The sequence below is a fragment of the Rhodococcus sp. GXMU-t2271 genome, assembly GCF_041414735.1.
Lineage (GTDB): Bacteria > Actinomycetota > Actinomycetes > Mycobacteriales > Mycobacteriaceae > Rhodococcus > Rhodococcus indonesiensis.
The window spans coordinates 18,529-34,571 of the sequence record NZ_JAUIZP010000067.1; the positions used below are offsets into that span (position 1 = coordinate 18,529).

At 70.8% G+C, this 16,043-nt stretch carries 12 protein-coding genes; 3 read left to right on the plus strand and 9 right to left on the minus strand.

The annotated features are described in order from the left end of the window. Positions 1 to 79: 79 nt before the first annotated feature. Together QYS60_RS23510 and QYS60_RS23515 are read right to left on the minus strand one after the other, a co-directional pair. A complete protein-coding gene (locus QYS60_RS23510; RefSeq protein WP_289380673.1) occupies positions 80 to 688 on the minus strand; it encodes a YqgE/AlgH family protein in 609 nt (202 codons plus the stop codon). 54 nt (positions 689 to 742) lie between these two features. Beyond that, positions 743 to 1,438: a TetR/AcrR family transcriptional regulator gene (locus QYS60_RS23515; RefSeq protein ID WP_003936679.1), complete on the minus strand. Its 696-nt coding sequence runs from the start codon at positions 1,436 to 1,438 to the stop codon at positions 743 to 745. A 130-nt stretch (positions 1,439 to 1,568) separates the two neighbouring features. Between QYS60_RS23515 and QYS60_RS23520 the strand changes: the two genes are divergently transcribed. Continuing rightward, positions 1,569 to 2,495 carry an NAD-dependent epimerase/dehydratase family protein gene (locus QYS60_RS23520; RefSeq protein ID WP_371384421.1) on the plus strand — a complete coding sequence of 309 codons (927 nt, stop codon included), beginning with the start codon at positions 1,569 to 1,571 and terminating at the stop codon, positions 2,493 to 2,495. 3 nt (positions 2,496 to 2,498) lie between these two features. On the opposite strand, the gene QYS60_RS23525 is transcribed toward QYS60_RS23520, so the two are convergent. Further along, positions 2,499 to 3,368, minus strand: a complete 870-nt coding sequence (locus tag QYS60_RS23525) for a class II glutamine amidotransferase (protein ID WP_003936677.1) — start codon at positions 3,366 to 3,368, stop codon at positions 2,499 to 2,501. A gap of 121 nt (positions 3,369 to 3,489) precedes the next feature. Here QYS60_RS23525 and QYS60_RS23530 point away from each other — a divergent pair, with 121 nt between their 5' ends. Together QYS60_RS23530 and QYS60_RS23535 are read left to right on the plus strand one after the other, a co-directional pair. Next, positions 3,490 to 4,767, plus strand: coding sequence for an MFS transporter (locus tag QYS60_RS23530; RefSeq protein WP_371384422.1), 1,278 nt, complete (start codon positions 3,490 to 3,492; stop codon positions 4,765 to 4,767). 73 nt (positions 4,768 to 4,840) lie between these two features. Continuing rightward, entirely contained in the window at positions 4,841 to 6,358 is a 1,518-nt protein-coding gene (locus tag QYS60_RS23535) for a DUF4185 domain-containing protein (RefSeq protein ID WP_371384423.1), read from the plus strand. Between the two features lie 77 nt (positions 6,359 to 6,435). Here QYS60_RS23535 and QYS60_RS23540 read toward each other — a convergent pair whose 3' ends face one another. From QYS60_RS23540 to katG, 6 genes are all read right to left on the minus strand, one after another. Further along, on the minus strand, positions 6,436 to 7,494 hold the full coding sequence (locus QYS60_RS23540; protein WP_289380669.1) for a sulfate/molybdate ABC transporter ATP-binding protein: 1,059 nt from the start codon (positions 7,492 to 7,494) through the stop codon (positions 6,436 to 6,438). Further along, complete coding sequence (locus QYS60_RS23545) at positions 7,491 to 8,285, minus strand: ABC transporter permease (RefSeq protein ID WP_289380668.1); 795 nt, start codon at positions 8,283 to 8,285, stop codon at positions 7,491 to 7,493. Before QYS60_RS23545 ends, QYS60_RS23540 begins: the two co-directional genes overlap by 4 nt. Continuing rightward, positions 8,282 to 9,046: a molybdate ABC transporter substrate-binding protein gene (gene modA, locus QYS60_RS23550; RefSeq protein ID WP_289380667.1), complete on the minus strand. Its 765-nt coding sequence runs from the start codon at positions 9,044 to 9,046 to the stop codon at positions 8,282 to 8,284. The genes QYS60_RS23545 and modA overlap by 4 nt, the downstream gene beginning before the upstream one ends. Next, on the minus strand, positions 9,043 to 9,447 hold the full coding sequence (locus QYS60_RS23555) for a molybdopterin-binding protein (RefSeq protein ID WP_124258689.1): 405 nt from the start codon (positions 9,445 to 9,447) through the stop codon (positions 9,043 to 9,045). The genes modA and QYS60_RS23555 overlap by 4 nt, the downstream gene beginning before the upstream one ends. A 61-nt stretch (positions 9,448 to 9,508) precedes the next feature. Then, on the minus strand, positions 9,509 to 13,579 hold the full coding sequence (locus tag QYS60_RS23560; protein WP_289380666.1) for a bifunctional nitrate reductase/sulfite reductase flavoprotein subunit alpha: 4,071 nt from the start codon (positions 13,577 to 13,579) through the stop codon (positions 9,509 to 9,511). 240 nt (positions 13,580 to 13,819) lie between these two features. After that, a complete protein-coding gene (gene katG, locus QYS60_RS23565; protein WP_010595419.1) occupies positions 13,820 to 16,006 on the minus strand; it encodes a catalase/peroxidase HPI in 2,187 nt (728 codons plus the stop codon). Positions 16,007 to 16,043: the final 37 nt, after the last annotated feature.

The following is a 16,043-nucleotide window of genomic DNA, read 5'->3' on the forward strand; positions in this document are numbered from 1 at the left end:
GCACCGGGCCCTCACTTCGCGCACCGGGCCCTCACTTCGCGCACCGGGCCCTCACTTCGCGCACCGAGCCCTGGGGCGTTCAGTTCCGTTCGACCTCGATGGGGTGGGTGGCCAGCAGCGCGAGCGGCAGCGGCTGCCGGCGCAGCACCCGCGCCCACAGGTCGAGCCGGGGCGGCCCGAGGATGTCCTGGGGGAGGGCGGAGATGACCATCCAGTCGTCGTTGCCGAGCTCGCCGTCGAGCTGCCCGGCGCTCCACCCGGCGTAGCCGGCGAAGATGCGGATGCCTTCGACGAGCGGGGCGATGACGGCCGGATCGGAGTCGAGGTCGATCATGACCACCCGCCCGTCGATCCGGCGCACCCCCGGCACCCCGTCGACCGAGACGCCGACGCGCAGCGTACCCAGGCACAGAGCAGAGTCCCGCCGGACGGGACCGCCGACGTAGAGCGCCTTGGGTGCGGCGCTGAGCTCCGTCCACTGCGGCAACACGGCTTGGACCGCGGTGTCGCTGGTGCGGTTGAGCACCACGCCGAGACTGCCCACGTCCCCGTGCTCGACGATGTAGACGACTGTGCGCCGGAAGGTCGGCTCGACGAGGTCGGTGGCCGACACGAGCAGCGTTCCGGGTCGGACGGCCGGTGTCGCCGGTGCCGTGCGGTCCTCGGGTTCGTCCTGATGCTGCGCCACCCCGACATCATCCCACCGTCGCCGACGCGGCGTGGCGGCAAGGCGGGGAGACGTTCAGGAGAGACCGGCGGTCTCGGCGAGTACCGCGAGGTGATGGTCGAACAACTGCTCGGGGTCGGTGAAGGAGTCGGTGCCGTACTGGCCGAAGACCTCGAAGTTCACGGCCCCGAACAGGGCAGCCCAGACCAGCACACCGCGGGCCAGGGCCGCGTCGGGGACACCGGAACCGAGTGCGGCGCGGATCCGGCCGAGATCGGTGGTGAGGCTGTCCGGCACGGCGACGGTGGCCGGGACGCGGAGGGCGCCGGCGGCGTACGCGGCGTCGAGGATACGGAGGAGCCGGACGACGACGCGGGTGCCCGGGCCCGTGGTCTGCTCTGCGGGAGCGTGGTACCCGGGAACCGGACTGCCGAACAACAGGGCGTAGCGCGCGGGTTCGCGTAGCGCCCAGGTCCGCACCGCGCGGCCGAGGACGCGGAACTGCTCGGCGTGGGCGTCGACGGCGACGTCGGCGAGCGCGTCGTCGACGGTGTCGGCGAGTTCGGTGTAGCCGTCGACGACGAGGAGGGTGAGCAGTTCGTCGCGGCTCGCGACGTAGCGGTACACCGCCGAGGAGACGACGCCGAGGTCGCGGGCGACGGCGCGCAACGACAGGGCGGCGGCGCCGTGGGTGGCGAGATGTTCGCGGCCGATCCGCAGGATGTCGGCCATCGTCTGCCGGCGGGCGCGGGCGCGGGGGGTTCCGGTCATGGCTTTCACCCTGCCAGATTCGTGAGCACTGTCAACAAAAGTGAGCACTGCTCTTGACTTTCCTCGCCGCGGCGCGCATTGTTGTCCCCGAACAGAGAGCAGTGCTCACACTTCGAAGGAGCTGGACACCATGTCGAATCTGCAGGTCGTCACCGGCGCCGGTCCCGTCGGCTGGACCGTCGCCGAACAACTCGCCGACCGGGGCCACCGCGTCCGCGTCCTCACCCGGTCCGGCAGTGGTCCGGAACATCCGCTCGTCGAGCGCCGCCGGGTCGACGTCTCCGATCCCGCCCGGCTCGGTCCCGCCCTCGAGGGCGCCGGGGCCGTGTACCACTGCATCCACGGCTCCGCCTACCGCGCCGACACCTGGGAACGCGAACTGCCGGACGCGGAGCACACCGTTCTCGAGGCGGCCGGGCGCACGGGCGCAGTCGTGGTCTTCCCCGAGAGCCTGTACTCGTACAGCGAACCCGAACGGGTCATGACCGAGGCGTCGCCGCGCGCGAGCACCACCGGCAAGCGGGGGGTACGGGCCCGGTTGCTGGACCGCCGTGCCGAGAGCGACACCCCGACCGTCAGCGTGGTCGCGTCCGACTTCTTCGGACCCCACGCCCGCAACGCCCACGCGGGCGAGCGGATGGTGCCGACCGTCCTGGCCGGGCGCAGCCCCCGCGTACTCGGCTCACCCGACGTCCCGCACTCGTTCACCTACGTGCCGGACCTGGCGGCCGCCATGATCGCGGCCGCGTCGAATCCGGCGGCGTGGAACCGCGTCCTGCACGCCCCCACCGGCCCGGCCGGCACCCAGCGCGAACTCGTCGCCGCGTTCGCCGCCGCGGCGCAGATGCCGGCTCCGAAGGTGGGCACGATCCCCACCTGGCTGCTGCGTGCCGCCGCACTGGTGAACCGCGACGCCCGCGAACTGGCCGAGATGCTCTACCAGTTCACCGATCCGTTCGTCATGGACTCCACGTACAGCGAGGAACTCCTCGGCCTGCGCCCGACGCCGCTGCCCGAGGCCGCGGCCGCGACGGTGCAGTGGTGGCGCGAGCAGTGAAGCTCACTTCCCGGTCTGGGACGCGGCCGCCCGCTCGTCGAGGTCCGCAAGGGTGATCGGGTGCCGCGGGGGCTCGTCGACGACGACGGTGCGGGTCACCCGGAGTTCGCCGTCGACGTGCAGCAACTCCCCGCTGCGCAGGTCCGACCAACCCGGATCCTCGTCCATGCGCTCGCTGGCGACCACGACCGCCGGTTGGCGCGCCAGGTGGCCCGAACGCACGCGGACCGTGCCGGCCTCGCTGGCATGCTCGAGGTGGCGGCCTCCGTGCGGGCCACCGGCGGGACGCTCGAGGACGAACAGGTCGTGGGTGTCCGGATACCGCAGCGCCCACAGCTCCGTCGCGGTCGTCAGGACCACGTTCAATGCGTAGACGGGCAGATTTTCGGCGGCCCACCGAACCGCGGCCGTCAGGCCGGCACCGACGTCGCCGCCGTGCTCGTCGATGCGGCGGGTGACGAGCGCGAAGAACCGCTCCGAGTCCGTCTCGCCCGCCACGAGATCGCGGTACGGGCCGAGTTCGGCCTCGAGCCGCGGCAGGTCGCCGAGGACACCGTTGTGGGCGAACAGCCGCCCGCGCTGCTCGAACGGATGCGTGTTGCCCACGTCGAGACCCCCGGTCGAGGCGAACCGGATGTGCGCGACGAACGTCTGGGAACGCCGCTCCTTCGCCTCGGTGGCGAACGCGCGGTCCTCGTACGCCGCCAGCGGTTGCTTCTCCACCACCGGGCGGCCGTCGTCGGCGAACGTTCCGAGACCGGTGCCGTCGGGTTCGCGCCGGCTCTGCCGGGCCAGCGAATCGGACGCGTCGAGCAGCCAGAACGTGGCGTGTACCCGGTGCGGCGCGGCGGTCAGCCCGAACAGTCGGCACATGGCGGTGGGTCCCCTCTTCCGGAAGTTGCCGGTTGCGCCGAGGGTAGGCCGGGGGACGTGGCGGGGGAGGCAGAACCGTCGCAGCGAGACGACCCGCGCCGGACGGATAGTGTCGGACACTGTGCGGGAGTCGAGGCGGCAGGCGTGGCGCTCCACAGCGACGGCGCTGCGCCGGTCGCCCGGACTGGCCCGCCTGACGACCGTCCGCTTCGCCAGTCAGTTCGGCGACGGGCTGTTCCAGGCGGCGCTCGGTGGGGCGATCCTGTTCAATCCCGAGCGCCAGACCGATCCCGCCGCGATAGCGGCCGGATTCGCGGTGCTGCTGCTGCCGTACTCGGTGGTCGGACCGTTCGCCGGCGCCCTGCTCGACCGGTGGGACCGTCGCCTGGTGCTGGTCGTCGCCAACGCCCTGCGCGGCGTGCTCATCCTCGCGATGTCGGCGCTGCTGCTCACCGGTGGCGGTTCCACCCCACTGCTGCTGCTCGCCCTCGCCGCCGTCGGTGTCAGTCGCTTCGTGCTCGCCGGGGTCTCGGCGTCCGTCCCGCATGTGGTGCGTCAATCATGGCTGGTGCCGGTCAATTCCGTGCTCGCCACGGTGGGCTCGGGAATCTCCGCGGTCGGGGCCGGCGTCGCGGTCACCACGATCGGTCTCGTGGGGGAGGGCGACTTCGGTTCCGGGGTGGCCGTGGCGCTCGGCGTCAGTGGATCCGTGATCGCCGCGCTCGCCGCCGGCGGCTTCGCCCGTCACGCGCTCGGTCCCGACCGGGCCGTGCAGCGTCACCCGATCCGCGCCGTCGCCGCCGGCCTGCACACCGGCGCCACGGCGGTGTGGGAGGCGCCGGGCGTCACCGTCGCGATGATCGGCATCGGCGCGCACCGCATCGTCTTCGGCATCGACACGCTCGTCATGGTGCTGGTGCTGCGCGACGCCGACGGTGCCACACTGCCGGGCGGGCTCGTCGGGTTCGGTGTCGCCGTCGGAGCCACCGCCGCCGGGATGCTCGTCGCGGCGGTCGCCGCCCCGCTCGTCATCCCCCGCCTCGGCCGGCCCCGCACCGTCGTCACGGCACTGGCGTGTGCGGGCATCGTCCAGCTCGTCCTGGTCACCGGGTTCGACGAGACGGCACTGCTCGCCGCCGCGTTCCTGCTGGGTCTCGCCGGTCAGACCGTCAAGCTCACCGGGGACGCCGCGATGCAGATCGAGATCGACGACGCCCGGCGCGGACAGGTGTTCGCCCTGCAGGACACCGTGTTCAACATGGCATTTCTCGCGGCGATCGTCGCGGCCGCCCTGGTCGTCGCGCCGGACGGCCGCAGCCCGGTGCTCGCGCTCGCCGGAGTGGCGGTGTATGCCGGCGGGCTCGTCGCGGCGACGGCGGTTCGCCGCCTGCGCATGTGAGTCTCCACGGTTTCGGGCGCCGGATTTGTTAGGTTCGCGGGGCATTTTCCCGAGCATCCCGGAGGAGAACGCCATGGCACGCAGGCACCGCACACCGCTGTCGGCGCTCGCCCTGGTCTCGTTGGCTCTGCCGCTGCTCGCGGTGCCCGGCCACGCATCGGCCGCCCCGCCGGTCAACTCGTGCGGGGAACAGGGCTTCGACCCGGCCGTGGAGCCGCCGGACCCCGGCGCGCCGCAGCTGCCGCGGATCGACATCCCGCCCGTCGTGAAGATTCCCCTGCCGTACCCCGAGATCGTCCCGGTCCCGGTCCCCGGACCGGAACCCGACGACACCCGCGTGCCGCAGGAGCCGTTACCCGCCGATCCGTGCGCCGACCCGTGCCCGGATCCGGGTCTCGCGCCGGACGCTCCCGATGCCCTCTCGAGTGGCTCGAGTGGGTCCGCCGGCTCGAGCGGATCCTCGAGTTTCCTGCCGCGCGTCGAACTCGATCCGCAGCCGGAGACGATCCCGATCCCCGTGCCCGGCCCGCCGGGGGCACCCGTCCCGCCGGCCCCGCCCCGGGAGAATCCGCCGTTCGGGCCGGGCACGGTCACCCCCCGTCCGCCCGCGCCCGTCGTCGGCGACGTCGAACTGGTTTCCCAGCTCACCGGTCCCGGCTCGGAGAATCGCACCGACGCGCGCTGGGCCGTGCACGGCACCGATCTCGGCATCGTGTGGGAGACGCGCCCCGGCGAGGTGGCCCTCGCCTTCGGCGACACCTTCGGTGCGCAATGGTCCCCGCCGGGCGGGGCCGGCGGCGACTGGCGCAGCAACGTCCTGGCGTTCAGCCGCGATGCGGACCTGTCGGACGGCCTCACCATCGACGCGATGGTGCAGGACAGCCCGTGCCACGCCGCGGAGATCCTCGATGCGCGGCATGTGAAGAACTTCGAGACCACCGTCATCCCCACCTCCGGCTTCGCGATCGGCGACCGCCAGTACCTGAGTTACATGTCCGTGCGACGGTGGAGCGTCGTGCCGGGCATGTGGTACACGAACCACGGCGGCATCGCCTACTCCGACGACCACGGACAGACATGGGTGAAGGATCCACATGCCCGCTGGGACAACGTGTTCGGACTGGGCCGGTTCCAGGTGGCGACGATGGTGCCGCACGGCGACCACGTCTACATGTTCGGCACTCCGAACGGCCGCATCGGATCGGTGGGCCTGGCCCGCGTGCCGGTCGACGGCGTGCTCAACCCTTCCGCGTACCAGTACTGGGTACACGACCGCTGGATGCCGGTCTTCGAGCAGCTCGCCACCCCGCTCGCCGACGGAGCGGCAAGCGAACTGTCGGTGCGGTTCGACGCCGCGCGGGGCCGCTGGCAGATGAGCTACCTGGACCCGATCGCCGGCAACATCGTGCTGCGCGAATCGGATTCACCTCAGGGCCACTGGTCCGATGCCACACCGCTGGTACGGACGGCCGACTACCCGAAAGCCTACGGCGGCTTCATGCACCCCTGGTCCGACGGCACGGACCTGTACTTCACCGTGTCGGAGTGGGACAGTTACAACGTCTACCTGATGCGCGCCCGCCTGGGCTGAATCCGGCTGCGCCGCAGCGGCGCCGAGCGAACGTACCGTTCACCTCCGCAGCCCGGCGGAACGGTACGTTCGCCCGGTCAGCGGGCGGCGTGGATGCGGACTTCGGTGGCCTTGACGACGAACCACACCGTCGCACCGGGTGCGAGGGCGAGATCGGCTGCTGCGGACGTGGTGACCTCGGCGGTGATCCCGGACTCGGCGGCGCGGACGAGGACGGTGGCACCGCGGACCTCCAGTTCGTCGACGACGACGGCGAACGAGTTGCGGGGGCTGCCGTGCGGCTCGTCGGGATAGACCGCGGCGGCCGCGGGGGTGAACACCGCGACCGCCGAATCCCCCGGCACGCAGTCGTCGTCGGGCACACCCCGCACCCGGCCGACGACGGTGTCGACGCCGTCCGCGGTGAGGGTGCCGGCGAGCAGGTTCAGTCCCGCGATGCGGGCCGCGAACGCGCTGCGCGGCCGGGACAGCACGTCGCGCACCGTGCCTGCCTCGACGATCCGGCCCCGGTCGACGACGACGGCACGATCCGCGAGGGCGAGGGCGTCGAGCGGGTCGTGGGTGACCACAAGTGCCGTGCGTCCGGCGTCCTTCAAGACCGTGCGCAGCAGCGACCGCACGGCCGGGGCGGCCGTCACGTCGAGGGCGGCCAACGGTTCGTCCAGCAGCAGCAGCCGTGGGTCGGCGGCCAGGGCGCGGGCGATCGCGACGCGCTGGGCCTGGCCGCCCGAGAGCTGGTGCGGCTTCCGGTCGGCGAGGTCCGTCGCGCCGACGGCGGCGAGTTGCCGCCACGCTGCCGCGCGGGCGGCCGATCGGCCGCGGCCGGTGCTGCGGGGAGCGAATGCGACGTTGTCGAGGACGCTCAGGTGCGGGAACAGCAGGGGCTGCTGGGCGAGCAGCGCCACCGCGCGACGGTGCGGCGGCACGGCCACGCCCGTCACCGTGTCGGTGAGAACCCGCCCGTCGACTTCGACGCGGCCGTCGTCGGGCTGCAGCAGCCCCGCGATCACGTTCAGCACGGTCGACTTCCCGGCACCGTTGGGTCCCAGGACGGCGAGCACGGTACCGGACTCCGCGGCGACCGCGAGGTCGACGTCGCGGGACTCGACCCGGGCCCGCAACTGCAGTCCGGTCACAGCCCACCCGCTGTCCGTCGCCCCCGCGCGGCCACGACGATCACGAGCGCGACCACGACGAGCAGCAGCGACAGCGCCACCGCGGCGTCGGCGTCGGTCTCGCGCTGGAGGTAGATCTCGAGCGGCAACGTGCGGGTGACGCCCTGGAGGCTGCCGGCGAAGGTGAGGGTGGCGCCGAATTCGCCGAGTGCCCGGGCGAAGGCGAGGACGGTGCCGGACGCGAGTCCCGGCAGCACGAGGGGGAGGGTGACCCGCCGGAAGACGGTGGTCGGTCGTGCCCCCAGCGTTGCGGCGACCGCCTCGTAGCGGGTGCCGGCGGTGCGCAGAGCACCCTCGAGACTGATCACCAGGAACGGTAGCGCGACGAACGTCTGCGCGAGGACCACAGCCGTGGTGGAGAACGCGATCCGGATTCCGAACAGCTCGAGGTACTCGCCGATCAGTCCCCGGCGACCGAAGGTGTAGAGCAGCGCGATGCCACCGACGACGGGCGGCAGCACGAGTGGCAGCAGCACGAGCGAGCGCAGCACCGGAAGGCCGCGAAAGGTGCTGCGTGCGAGCACGGTCGCCATCGGCACGCCGAGCAGGACGCACAGCACCGTAGCGGCACCCGCGGTGCGCATGCTCAGGGTCAGGGCCTGCAGGGAGGCCTCCGATGTCACCAGATCCGGGAAGTGCCGCCAGTCGACGGCGAGGATGAGCGACAACAGCGGCACGGCGACGAACAGTCCGCCGACGAGCGCGGGGACGTAGATCCACGCCGGCAGCCCCGCCGGACGGACGCGCGTCACGGGGCCGCGAATCCGTACTCGGACAGGATTCGTCGCCCGTCCGGACCGGTGACGTACGCGACGAACGCCGCCGCCGGGGCATTCTCGGCATCGGCGAGGACGGCGACGGGGTAGGTGTTGACGGCCGCGGCGGACTCGGGAAACGGCACGGTGGTCACGGCGTCACCGGCCTGTCGGGCGTCGGTGACGTACACCAACCCGGCGTCGGCCTGGCCGCTGGTCACCTTGCCCAGCACGTCCGTCACCGACGACTCCTCGCTGACCGGAGCGAGGTCGACACCCGTGGCCTGCTCGATACGGGCCGTCGCCGCGCCGCACGGCACCTGCGGCGCGCACACGACGACGTCGGCTCCGGGCCGGCTCAGGTCCACGAAACCGGTTGTGCCGAGCGGGTTGCCCGGCTCGGTGACGATGGTGAGGGTGTTGGCCGCGAAGTCCACGGGATCGCCCGCGACGAGACCGGCGTCGACGGCCTCGGTCATGTTGGCGGTGTCGGCGGTGGCGAGGACGTCCGCCTCGGCTCCCTGCGACAGGCGGGCGACGAGATCCGACGAGCCCGCGAAGTCGAACACGACGCGGGTGCCCGGATTGCGGGCCTCGAATTCCGCACCGATCTCCCGGAAGGGAGCCTGCAGCGACGCGGCTGCGTACACGGTGAGCTCACCCGCGGCCCCGGACGGTGACGCCGGGTCGCCGCCGGTCTCCCCGGCGCATCCGGCGAGGGCGAGCGCGGCGACGACAACTGCGAGAGCGCGTTTCACGATGTCCCTCCGGGAGTCTCGACGATGACGGTCGTGGCCTTGACGACGGCGACCGCGAGGCTGCCCGGTTCGAGGCCGAGTTCCCGGACGGCCTCGCTGCTCATCAGCGAGACGACGCGGTGCGGGCCACACTGCATCTCCACCTGCGCCATGACGGTGTCGGCGACCACCCGGGTGACGATCCCTGCGAACCGGTTGCGGGCAGAGCTGCCCACGCCGAGCAGATCGGGCGCCTCGTCCGCCTGCCGCCGGGCGAACTCGGCGAGGTCGGCTCCCTCGACGATCTTGCGCCCGGCCCCGTCCTTGCCGGCCGGCAGGGTGCCCTGGTCGATCCATCGGCGGACGGTGTCGTCGCTGACGCCGAGCAGCCGGGCGGCGTCCTTGATGCGAATCTGCGTCACGATACAGACATTACTTCCGCATCTGCGGACCTATCAACCGATAGAGTAACGAATCTGCGGATCAGTACACGTCGCGCACGTAGCGCTTCTCCGCGGCGAGCTGCTCGACGTACGACTCGGCGTCCGCCTCGCCGAGCCGGCCGTGCACCTGCACCACCTCGCGCAGCGTCTCGTCGACGTCCTTCGCCATCCGACTCGCGTCGCCGCACACGTAGAAGTGGGCGCCGTCCTGCAACCACTTCCACAGCTGCGCTCCGTGCTCGCGCATCCGGTCCTGCACGTAGATCTTCTGTCGCTGGTCGCGGGAGAAGGCGAGATCGAGCCGGGTCAGGAAGCCGTCGGCGTGCATCGCCTCGATCTCGTCCCGGTACAGGTAGTCGGTCGACGACCGCTGATCGCCGAAGAACAGCCAGTTCCGGCCGGTGTGGCCCAGCTCGCGGCGATCGTGCAGAAAGGCCCGGAACGGTGCGATACCCGTACCGGGTCCGACCATGATCATCGGGGTGTCCGGTGTCCGGGGCGGCCGGAAGTGCGTGCTGCGCTGGACGAAGATGGGAATGTCGACGCCGTGACTGTGGTCGGCGAGGAAGCTCGAGCACACCCCCGCCCGGGCGATGCCCTCGTAGTTGTACCGCACCACCGAGACGGTCAGCTGCACCTCGCGGGGGTTGGTCCGCGGGCTCGACGAGATCGAGTACAGGCGGGGCTGCAACCGCTTGAGCACGGGCAGCCATTCCGCGATCGGCGCCTTGAACGGATACGCCGCGATCACGTCCATCGCCTGCTTGCCCCACAACCACCGTTGCAACTCGATCTTGTTGCCTGGCCGCAGCAGCTTCGCCAGTTCCGCGCTCTGGGTCTGCTCGTGGACGAACCGCAGCAGCTCGGGGGTCACGCGAGCGATCTCGAGGTGCCGGGTCACGGCCTCGCGCAGCGGAATGGTCGGCAGATCGGGGAATTCCACGGGTGTTTCCGGATCGAGCGCCGTGACCTGGAGCCACTCGTCGACCGCCTCGGGCCCGTTGGTGGGCATGACACCCAGCGCGTCGCCCGCCTCGTACACGAAATCCGGGTCGTACAACTCGAATCCGAACTGGCGCACATCCTTCGACGAACCCGACCCGCTGAGCGGCACGTTCCGGGTCAGCCGGGTGACGAGCGGTGCCTTCCGGCTGTAGGCGGGCCCGGACGTCGCCGGCGGTCCCGGGGCGGCCGGGACCGGCACGGTCCCGTCGAGGCGCACGAGTTGCTCGACCGTGGCGAGCCATTCGCCGGCCGGTCCCTCGTAGTCGGGTTCGCAGTCCACCCGCTGCGTGAGCCGGGTGGCCCCGAGTTCGGCGAGGCGCTCGTCGATGCGGCGGCCGTGGCCGCAGAAGTCGTCGTAGCTCGAGTCTCCGAATGCCAGCACAGCGTAACGGGTGTCGGGGAGGCGGGGGGTGTCGTCCCGGTCGAGAGCGTTCCAGAACGCGGCGCCGTTGTCCGGCGCGTCACCGTCGCCGAACGTACTGGTGACGACGAGCAGATCGCGCACCCCGGTCAGCGTGGACACGTCGACGTCGTTCATCCCGGTCAGGGTGACCGACCTGCCCGCGGCGCGCAGCCGCTCGGCGCACAGCCGGGCGAACTCCTCGGCGTTGCCGGTCTGCGAGGCCCACACCACGACCACCGGCGCCGCCTCGTCGGTCTCGATCCCGTCGGACTCGTCGCGGTCCTCCGCGGTGTGCGAGAAGTGACCCGCCAGCATCCCGTCCACCCAGGCGCGGGTGGCGGCCGGCAACGGAGCGGACGCCGGGAGCACGGGGACACCCGCCTGCCCGGACTCCCGGAAACCCGCCAGAAATCCGGTCAGATAGTGCTTTCCGACCTCGTCGAGCACCGGCCGTGCCGTATCTCCCAGCCCGAGTGCGGAGGCGAGACGGTCGGCCGAGGCGTCCGGCGAGTCGTCCCCGGCCGACGTCGCGACCTTGGTCAGCGACACCGCGCACACCTTGAACTCCGGCTGCAGCGACGCGGGATCGACGGCGTCGTTGGTGACCGCGTTGACCGCCAGGTTCTCCCCGAACATGTCGTTCCAGTGGAACGGGGCGAAGCAGCATCCCGGCAGGACCCGGTCGGTGACCACGGCCGGCAGCACCGCCCGGCCGCGACGGGACGCGATCTCCACCTGGTCGCCGTCGGATATCGAGAGTCGCTGCGCGTCGGCAGGATTGACTTCGACGAAGGGGCCGGGGTTCAGTTTCCCGAGCTTGGCGACCTTTCCCGTCTTGGTGAGGGTGTGCCACTGGTGCTGGACGCGGCCGGTATTGAGAACGACGGGGAAGTCGTCGTCGGGCATCTCGGCCGGCGGCATGTGGGGGCGGGCATGGAACACGGCCTTGCCGGTGGCGGTGGCGAACCGCAACCGGGGGAGAGAGCCGTCCCCGGACCTGAGCAGGGTCTGGCTCACGCCGTCGTTGAGATAGCGGATCGGGTTCCGGTCGGTCGCGCCGTCCGGCGGGCACGGCCACTGCACGGGGGTCTCGCGCAGCCGGTCGTAGGTGATCCCGCGCAGGTCGTATCCGGTCTTCGGGTTCCGGAAACGCCTGATCTCCTCGAAGACCTCTTCGGAGCAGGAGTAGGTGAACGCCTCGGCGTAGCCCATCGCGCAGGCGACGCGCGCGATGATCTGCCAGTCCGGCAGGGCCTGCCCGACCGGGTCGATCGCCTGTCGCAACAGCGTCAGGTTGCGCTCGGAGTTGACCATCACCCCCTCCGACTCCGCCCACAGCGCTCCCGGCAGCAGGATGTCGGCGTACGCGGTGGTCTCGGTCTCGAGGAAGACGTCCTGTGCGACGACGACCTCCGCCCGCTCGAGCGCTTCGACGACGGTGCGTCGATTGGCTACGGACGCAACCGGATTGGTACAGATGATCCAGCAGGCCCGGATGTCACCGGCGGCCATCTGCTCGAACATGTCGATCGTGCCCTTGCCGACGGTGGTGGGGATGGCACCGGCCGGCAGCCCCCACTGCTGTTCGACGAAGGCTCGCTCGGCGTCGTCGAGAACGGACCGCTGCCCCGGCAGACCGGGTCCCATGTACCCCATCTCGCGCCCGCCCATGGCGTTGGGCTGACCGGTGAGCGAGAATGGGCCGCTGCCGGTGCGGCAGATCGCGCCGGTGGCCAGGTGCAGGTTGCAGATCGCATTGGTGTTCCAGGTGCCGTGCGTGCTCTGGTTCAGGCCCATCGTCCAGCACGACATCCAGTTGCCCGCCTCGCCGATCCACCGCGCGGCCGTGCGGATGTCGTCCTCGGCCAGTCCGGTGATCTCCGCGACCCGCTCGGGCGTGTAGTCCCCGAGGAAGGCCGTCATGGCCTCCCAGCCTTCGGTGAACTCCGCCACGAAGGCCCGGTCGACGTGCCCGTTCTCGACGATCAGGTGCAACAGGCCGTTGAGCAGCGCCAGATCGGTCCCGGGCGCGATCTGCAGGAACAGGTCCGCCTTCTCCGCGGTGGGGGTGCGCCGGGGGTCGACGACGACGAGTCTGGCACCGGCCTTGACCCGGTTCATCATCCTGAGGAAGAGGATGGGATGGCAGTCGGCCATGTTCGCGCCGCTGACGAAGAACAGGTCGGCGTGGTCGAAGTCCTGGTAGGAGCCGGGCGGGCCGTCCGCGCCGAGCGACTGCTTGTAGCCGGTGCCGGCGCCGGCCATGCACAACCGGGAGTTGGACTCGATGTTGTTGGTACCGACGAATCCCTTCGCGAGCTTGGTCACCAGGTACTGCGCCTCGAGCGACATCTGTCCGGAGACGTAGAAGGACAGGGCGTCGGGGCCGTGCTCGTCGAGCACCCCCCGCAACCGGCGGGCGGTGTCGGCGATCGCGGCGTCGACGTCCACGGGCACCGGGGTGGCCCCGCGTTCGGTGCGACGGTACGCGGTCTCCATGCGTCCGCCGGCGGCCATCATCTCCGCGCTGGTCGCCCCCTTCGTGCAGAGGCGCCCGAAGTTGGTGGGGTGGTCCTTGTCGCCGTACGCGTCGAGCACGCGGCGGGCACCGCTGGCGGGATCGAGGCCGACCTCGAGCACCATGCCGCAGCCCACGCCGCAGTATGAGCAGGCGGTCTTGACCTTCGTGATCTCGCCCTGCATCGAACCGCTCCTCACCTGGGTCGGCCACGTTCCTCCGGCCGGGTCTCATGCTCCCGACCCCGTGTTTCGTGGGCATTAACCGTGGTGAGTCCCCGGTGACATCTGGCTCACGATTCGCCGTCCGGACCGGTGAGAGGGTGCGCGCGCACTCCGAACGCGGGGCCTCCCGCCGGCTGACACAGCCGGCGGGATGCCGCCCCAGGTGTGGAGGATCGGCCGGGGAAGGCCGATCCTCGAGGATCAGGTGAGGTCGAACCGGTCGAGGTTCATCACCTTGTTCCATGCCGCGACGAAGTCCTGGACGAACTTCTGCTGCGCGTCGGCGCTGCCGTAGACCTCGGCGATTCCACGCAACTGCGAGTTCGAACCGAAGACCAGGTCGACGGCCGTGGCTGTCCACCTGACCTCACCCGAAGCCCGGTCGCGGCCCTCGTAGACGTTCTCGGTCGACTCGGACACCTTCCACTCCGTGCGCATGTCGAGCAGGTTCACGAAGAAGTCGGTGGTCAGTGCCTCGGGCCGATCGGTGAACACGCCGTGGGCGGATTGCCCGAAGTTGGCGTTCAGGGCCCGGAGTCCGCCGACGAGCACCGTCATCTCCGGAGCGGTCAGCGTCAACAGGTTCGCCCGGTCCAGCAGCAACCGTTCCGGCGGCTGCTTCTCACCGTCGCGCAGGTAGTTGCGGAACCCGTCGGCCCGGGGCTCGAGTACGGCGAACGACTCCGTATCGGTCTGTTCCTGCGAGGCATCGGTGCGGCCCGGCGAGAACGGGACCGTGATCTCGACACCGGCGTTCTTCGCCGCCTGTTCGACTGCGGCGCAGCCGGCCAGGACGATCAGATCGGCGAGCGAGACCTTCTTCGCGGACTGACCGCTGTCGAAGTCCTGCCGGATCTGCTCGAGGGCCTGCAGTACCTCGGCCACCCGGCCGGGTTCGTTGATCTCCCAGTTCTTCTGCGGCTCGAGGCGGATGCGGGCACCGTTGGCCCCGCCGCGCTTGTCGGTGCCACGGAAGCTCGCCGCCGACGCCCACGCGGTGGCGACCAGCTGCGGGATGGACAGTCCCGACTCGAGGATCTTGGTCTTCAGGGCGGCGATGTCGTCCGCGCCGATCAGTTCGTGATCGACCGCGGGAACCGGGTCCTGCCACAGCTGCGCCTCGGGGACCCACGGTCCGAGGTAGCGCGTGACCGGCCCCATGTCGCGGTGCAGCAGCTTGTACCAGGCCTTGGCGAACTCCTCCTCGAATTCCTTCGGGTTGTCCAGCCAGCGACGGGTGATCGGCCCGTAGATCGGGTCGAACCGCAGCGACAGATCCGTGGTCAGCATCACCGGTGTGTGACGCTTGGACGCATCGTGGGCGTCGGGGACGGCGTCGGCGGCGGCCCCGTCCTTCGGGATCCACTGCCACGCGCCGGCGGGGCTCTTGGTCTTCTCCCACTCGTAGCCGTACAGGGTTTCGAGGTAGGTGTTGTCCCATTGCCGCGGGGTGGGGGTCCAGGCGCCCTCGAGCCCGCTGGTGATCGCGTCCCCGCCGACGCCGGTGCCGTAGGAGTTCTTCCAGCCCAGGCCCATCTGCTCGATGGGGGCGGCCTCGGGCTCGGGACCGACGTGGTCGGCGGTCGCGGCACCGTGGGTCTTGCCGATGGTGTGCCCGCCCGCGATGAGTGCCGCCGTCTCGATGTCGTTCATCGCCATCCGGCCGAACGTCTCCCGGATGTCGATGGCCGCGGCGAGCGGATCCGGATTACCGTTGGGCCCTTCGGGATTGACGTAGATCAATCCCATCTGCACGGCGCCGAGCGGGCCGGACAGTTCCCGCTCGCCGCTGTACCGCTCGTCCCCGAGCCAGGTGTCCTCGGGGCCCCAGAACACCTCGTCGGGCTCCCAGATGTCCTCGCGGCCGAAGGCGAAACCGAACGTCTCGAATCCCATGGATTCGTACGCGCAGTTGCCGGCGAAGATCAGCAGATCCGCCCAGGAGAGCTTGCGGCCGTACTTCTGCTTGATCGGCCACAGCAGCCGGCGCGCCTTGTCGAGGCTCGCGTTGTCGGGCCAGCTGTTGAGGGGAGCGAAGCGCTGGGCGCCCTTGCCGCCACCGCCCCGGCCGTCGGCGATGCGGTACGTGCCCGCGGCATGCCAGCTCATCCGGATGAACAGCGGGCCGTAGTGGCCGTAGTCGGCCGGCCACCACGGCTGCGACGTCGTCATCAGCGCGAAGATGTCCTGTTTGAGGGCCTCGACGTCGAGGCTTGCGAACTCGTCGGCGTAGTTGTAGTCCGGTCCCATCGGATTGGACAGGGGCGAATGCTGGTGGAGGACCTGCAGATCCAGCTGGTTGGGCCACCAGTCCCGGTTGGTCCTGGGCCGATGCGGTTTCGGCTCGGGAGACGGGATTACCGGATTTTCGCTTTCACTGTTGGACACGTCGGCCCTTCCTTCCGGATGCGGTGAATCTGACGGT

What these genes read in the sequence shown, in the direction of transcription:
- QYS60_RS23520 (WP_371384421.1), top strand. Translation starts at nt 1,569, where the DNA reads ATGTCGAATCTGCAGGTCGTCACCGGCGCCGGTCCCGTCGGCTGGACC.
- QYS60_RS23525 (WP_003936677.1), bottom strand. Translation starts at nt 3,368, where the DNA reads ATGTGCCGACTGTTCGGGCTGACCGCCGCGCCGCACCGGGTACACGCC.
- QYS60_RS23515 (WP_003936679.1), bottom strand. Translation starts at nt 1,438, where the DNA reads ATGACCGGAACCCCCCGCGCCCGCGCCCGCCGGCAGACGATGGCCGAC.
- QYS60_RS23560 (WP_289380666.1), bottom strand. Translation starts at nt 13,579, where the DNA reads ATGCAGGGCGAGATCACGAAGGTCAAGACCGCCTGCTCATACTGCGGC.
- QYS60_RS23535 (WP_371384423.1), top strand. Translation starts at nt 4,841, where the DNA reads ATGGCACGCAGGCACCGCACACCGCTGTCGGCGCTCGCCCTGGTCTCG.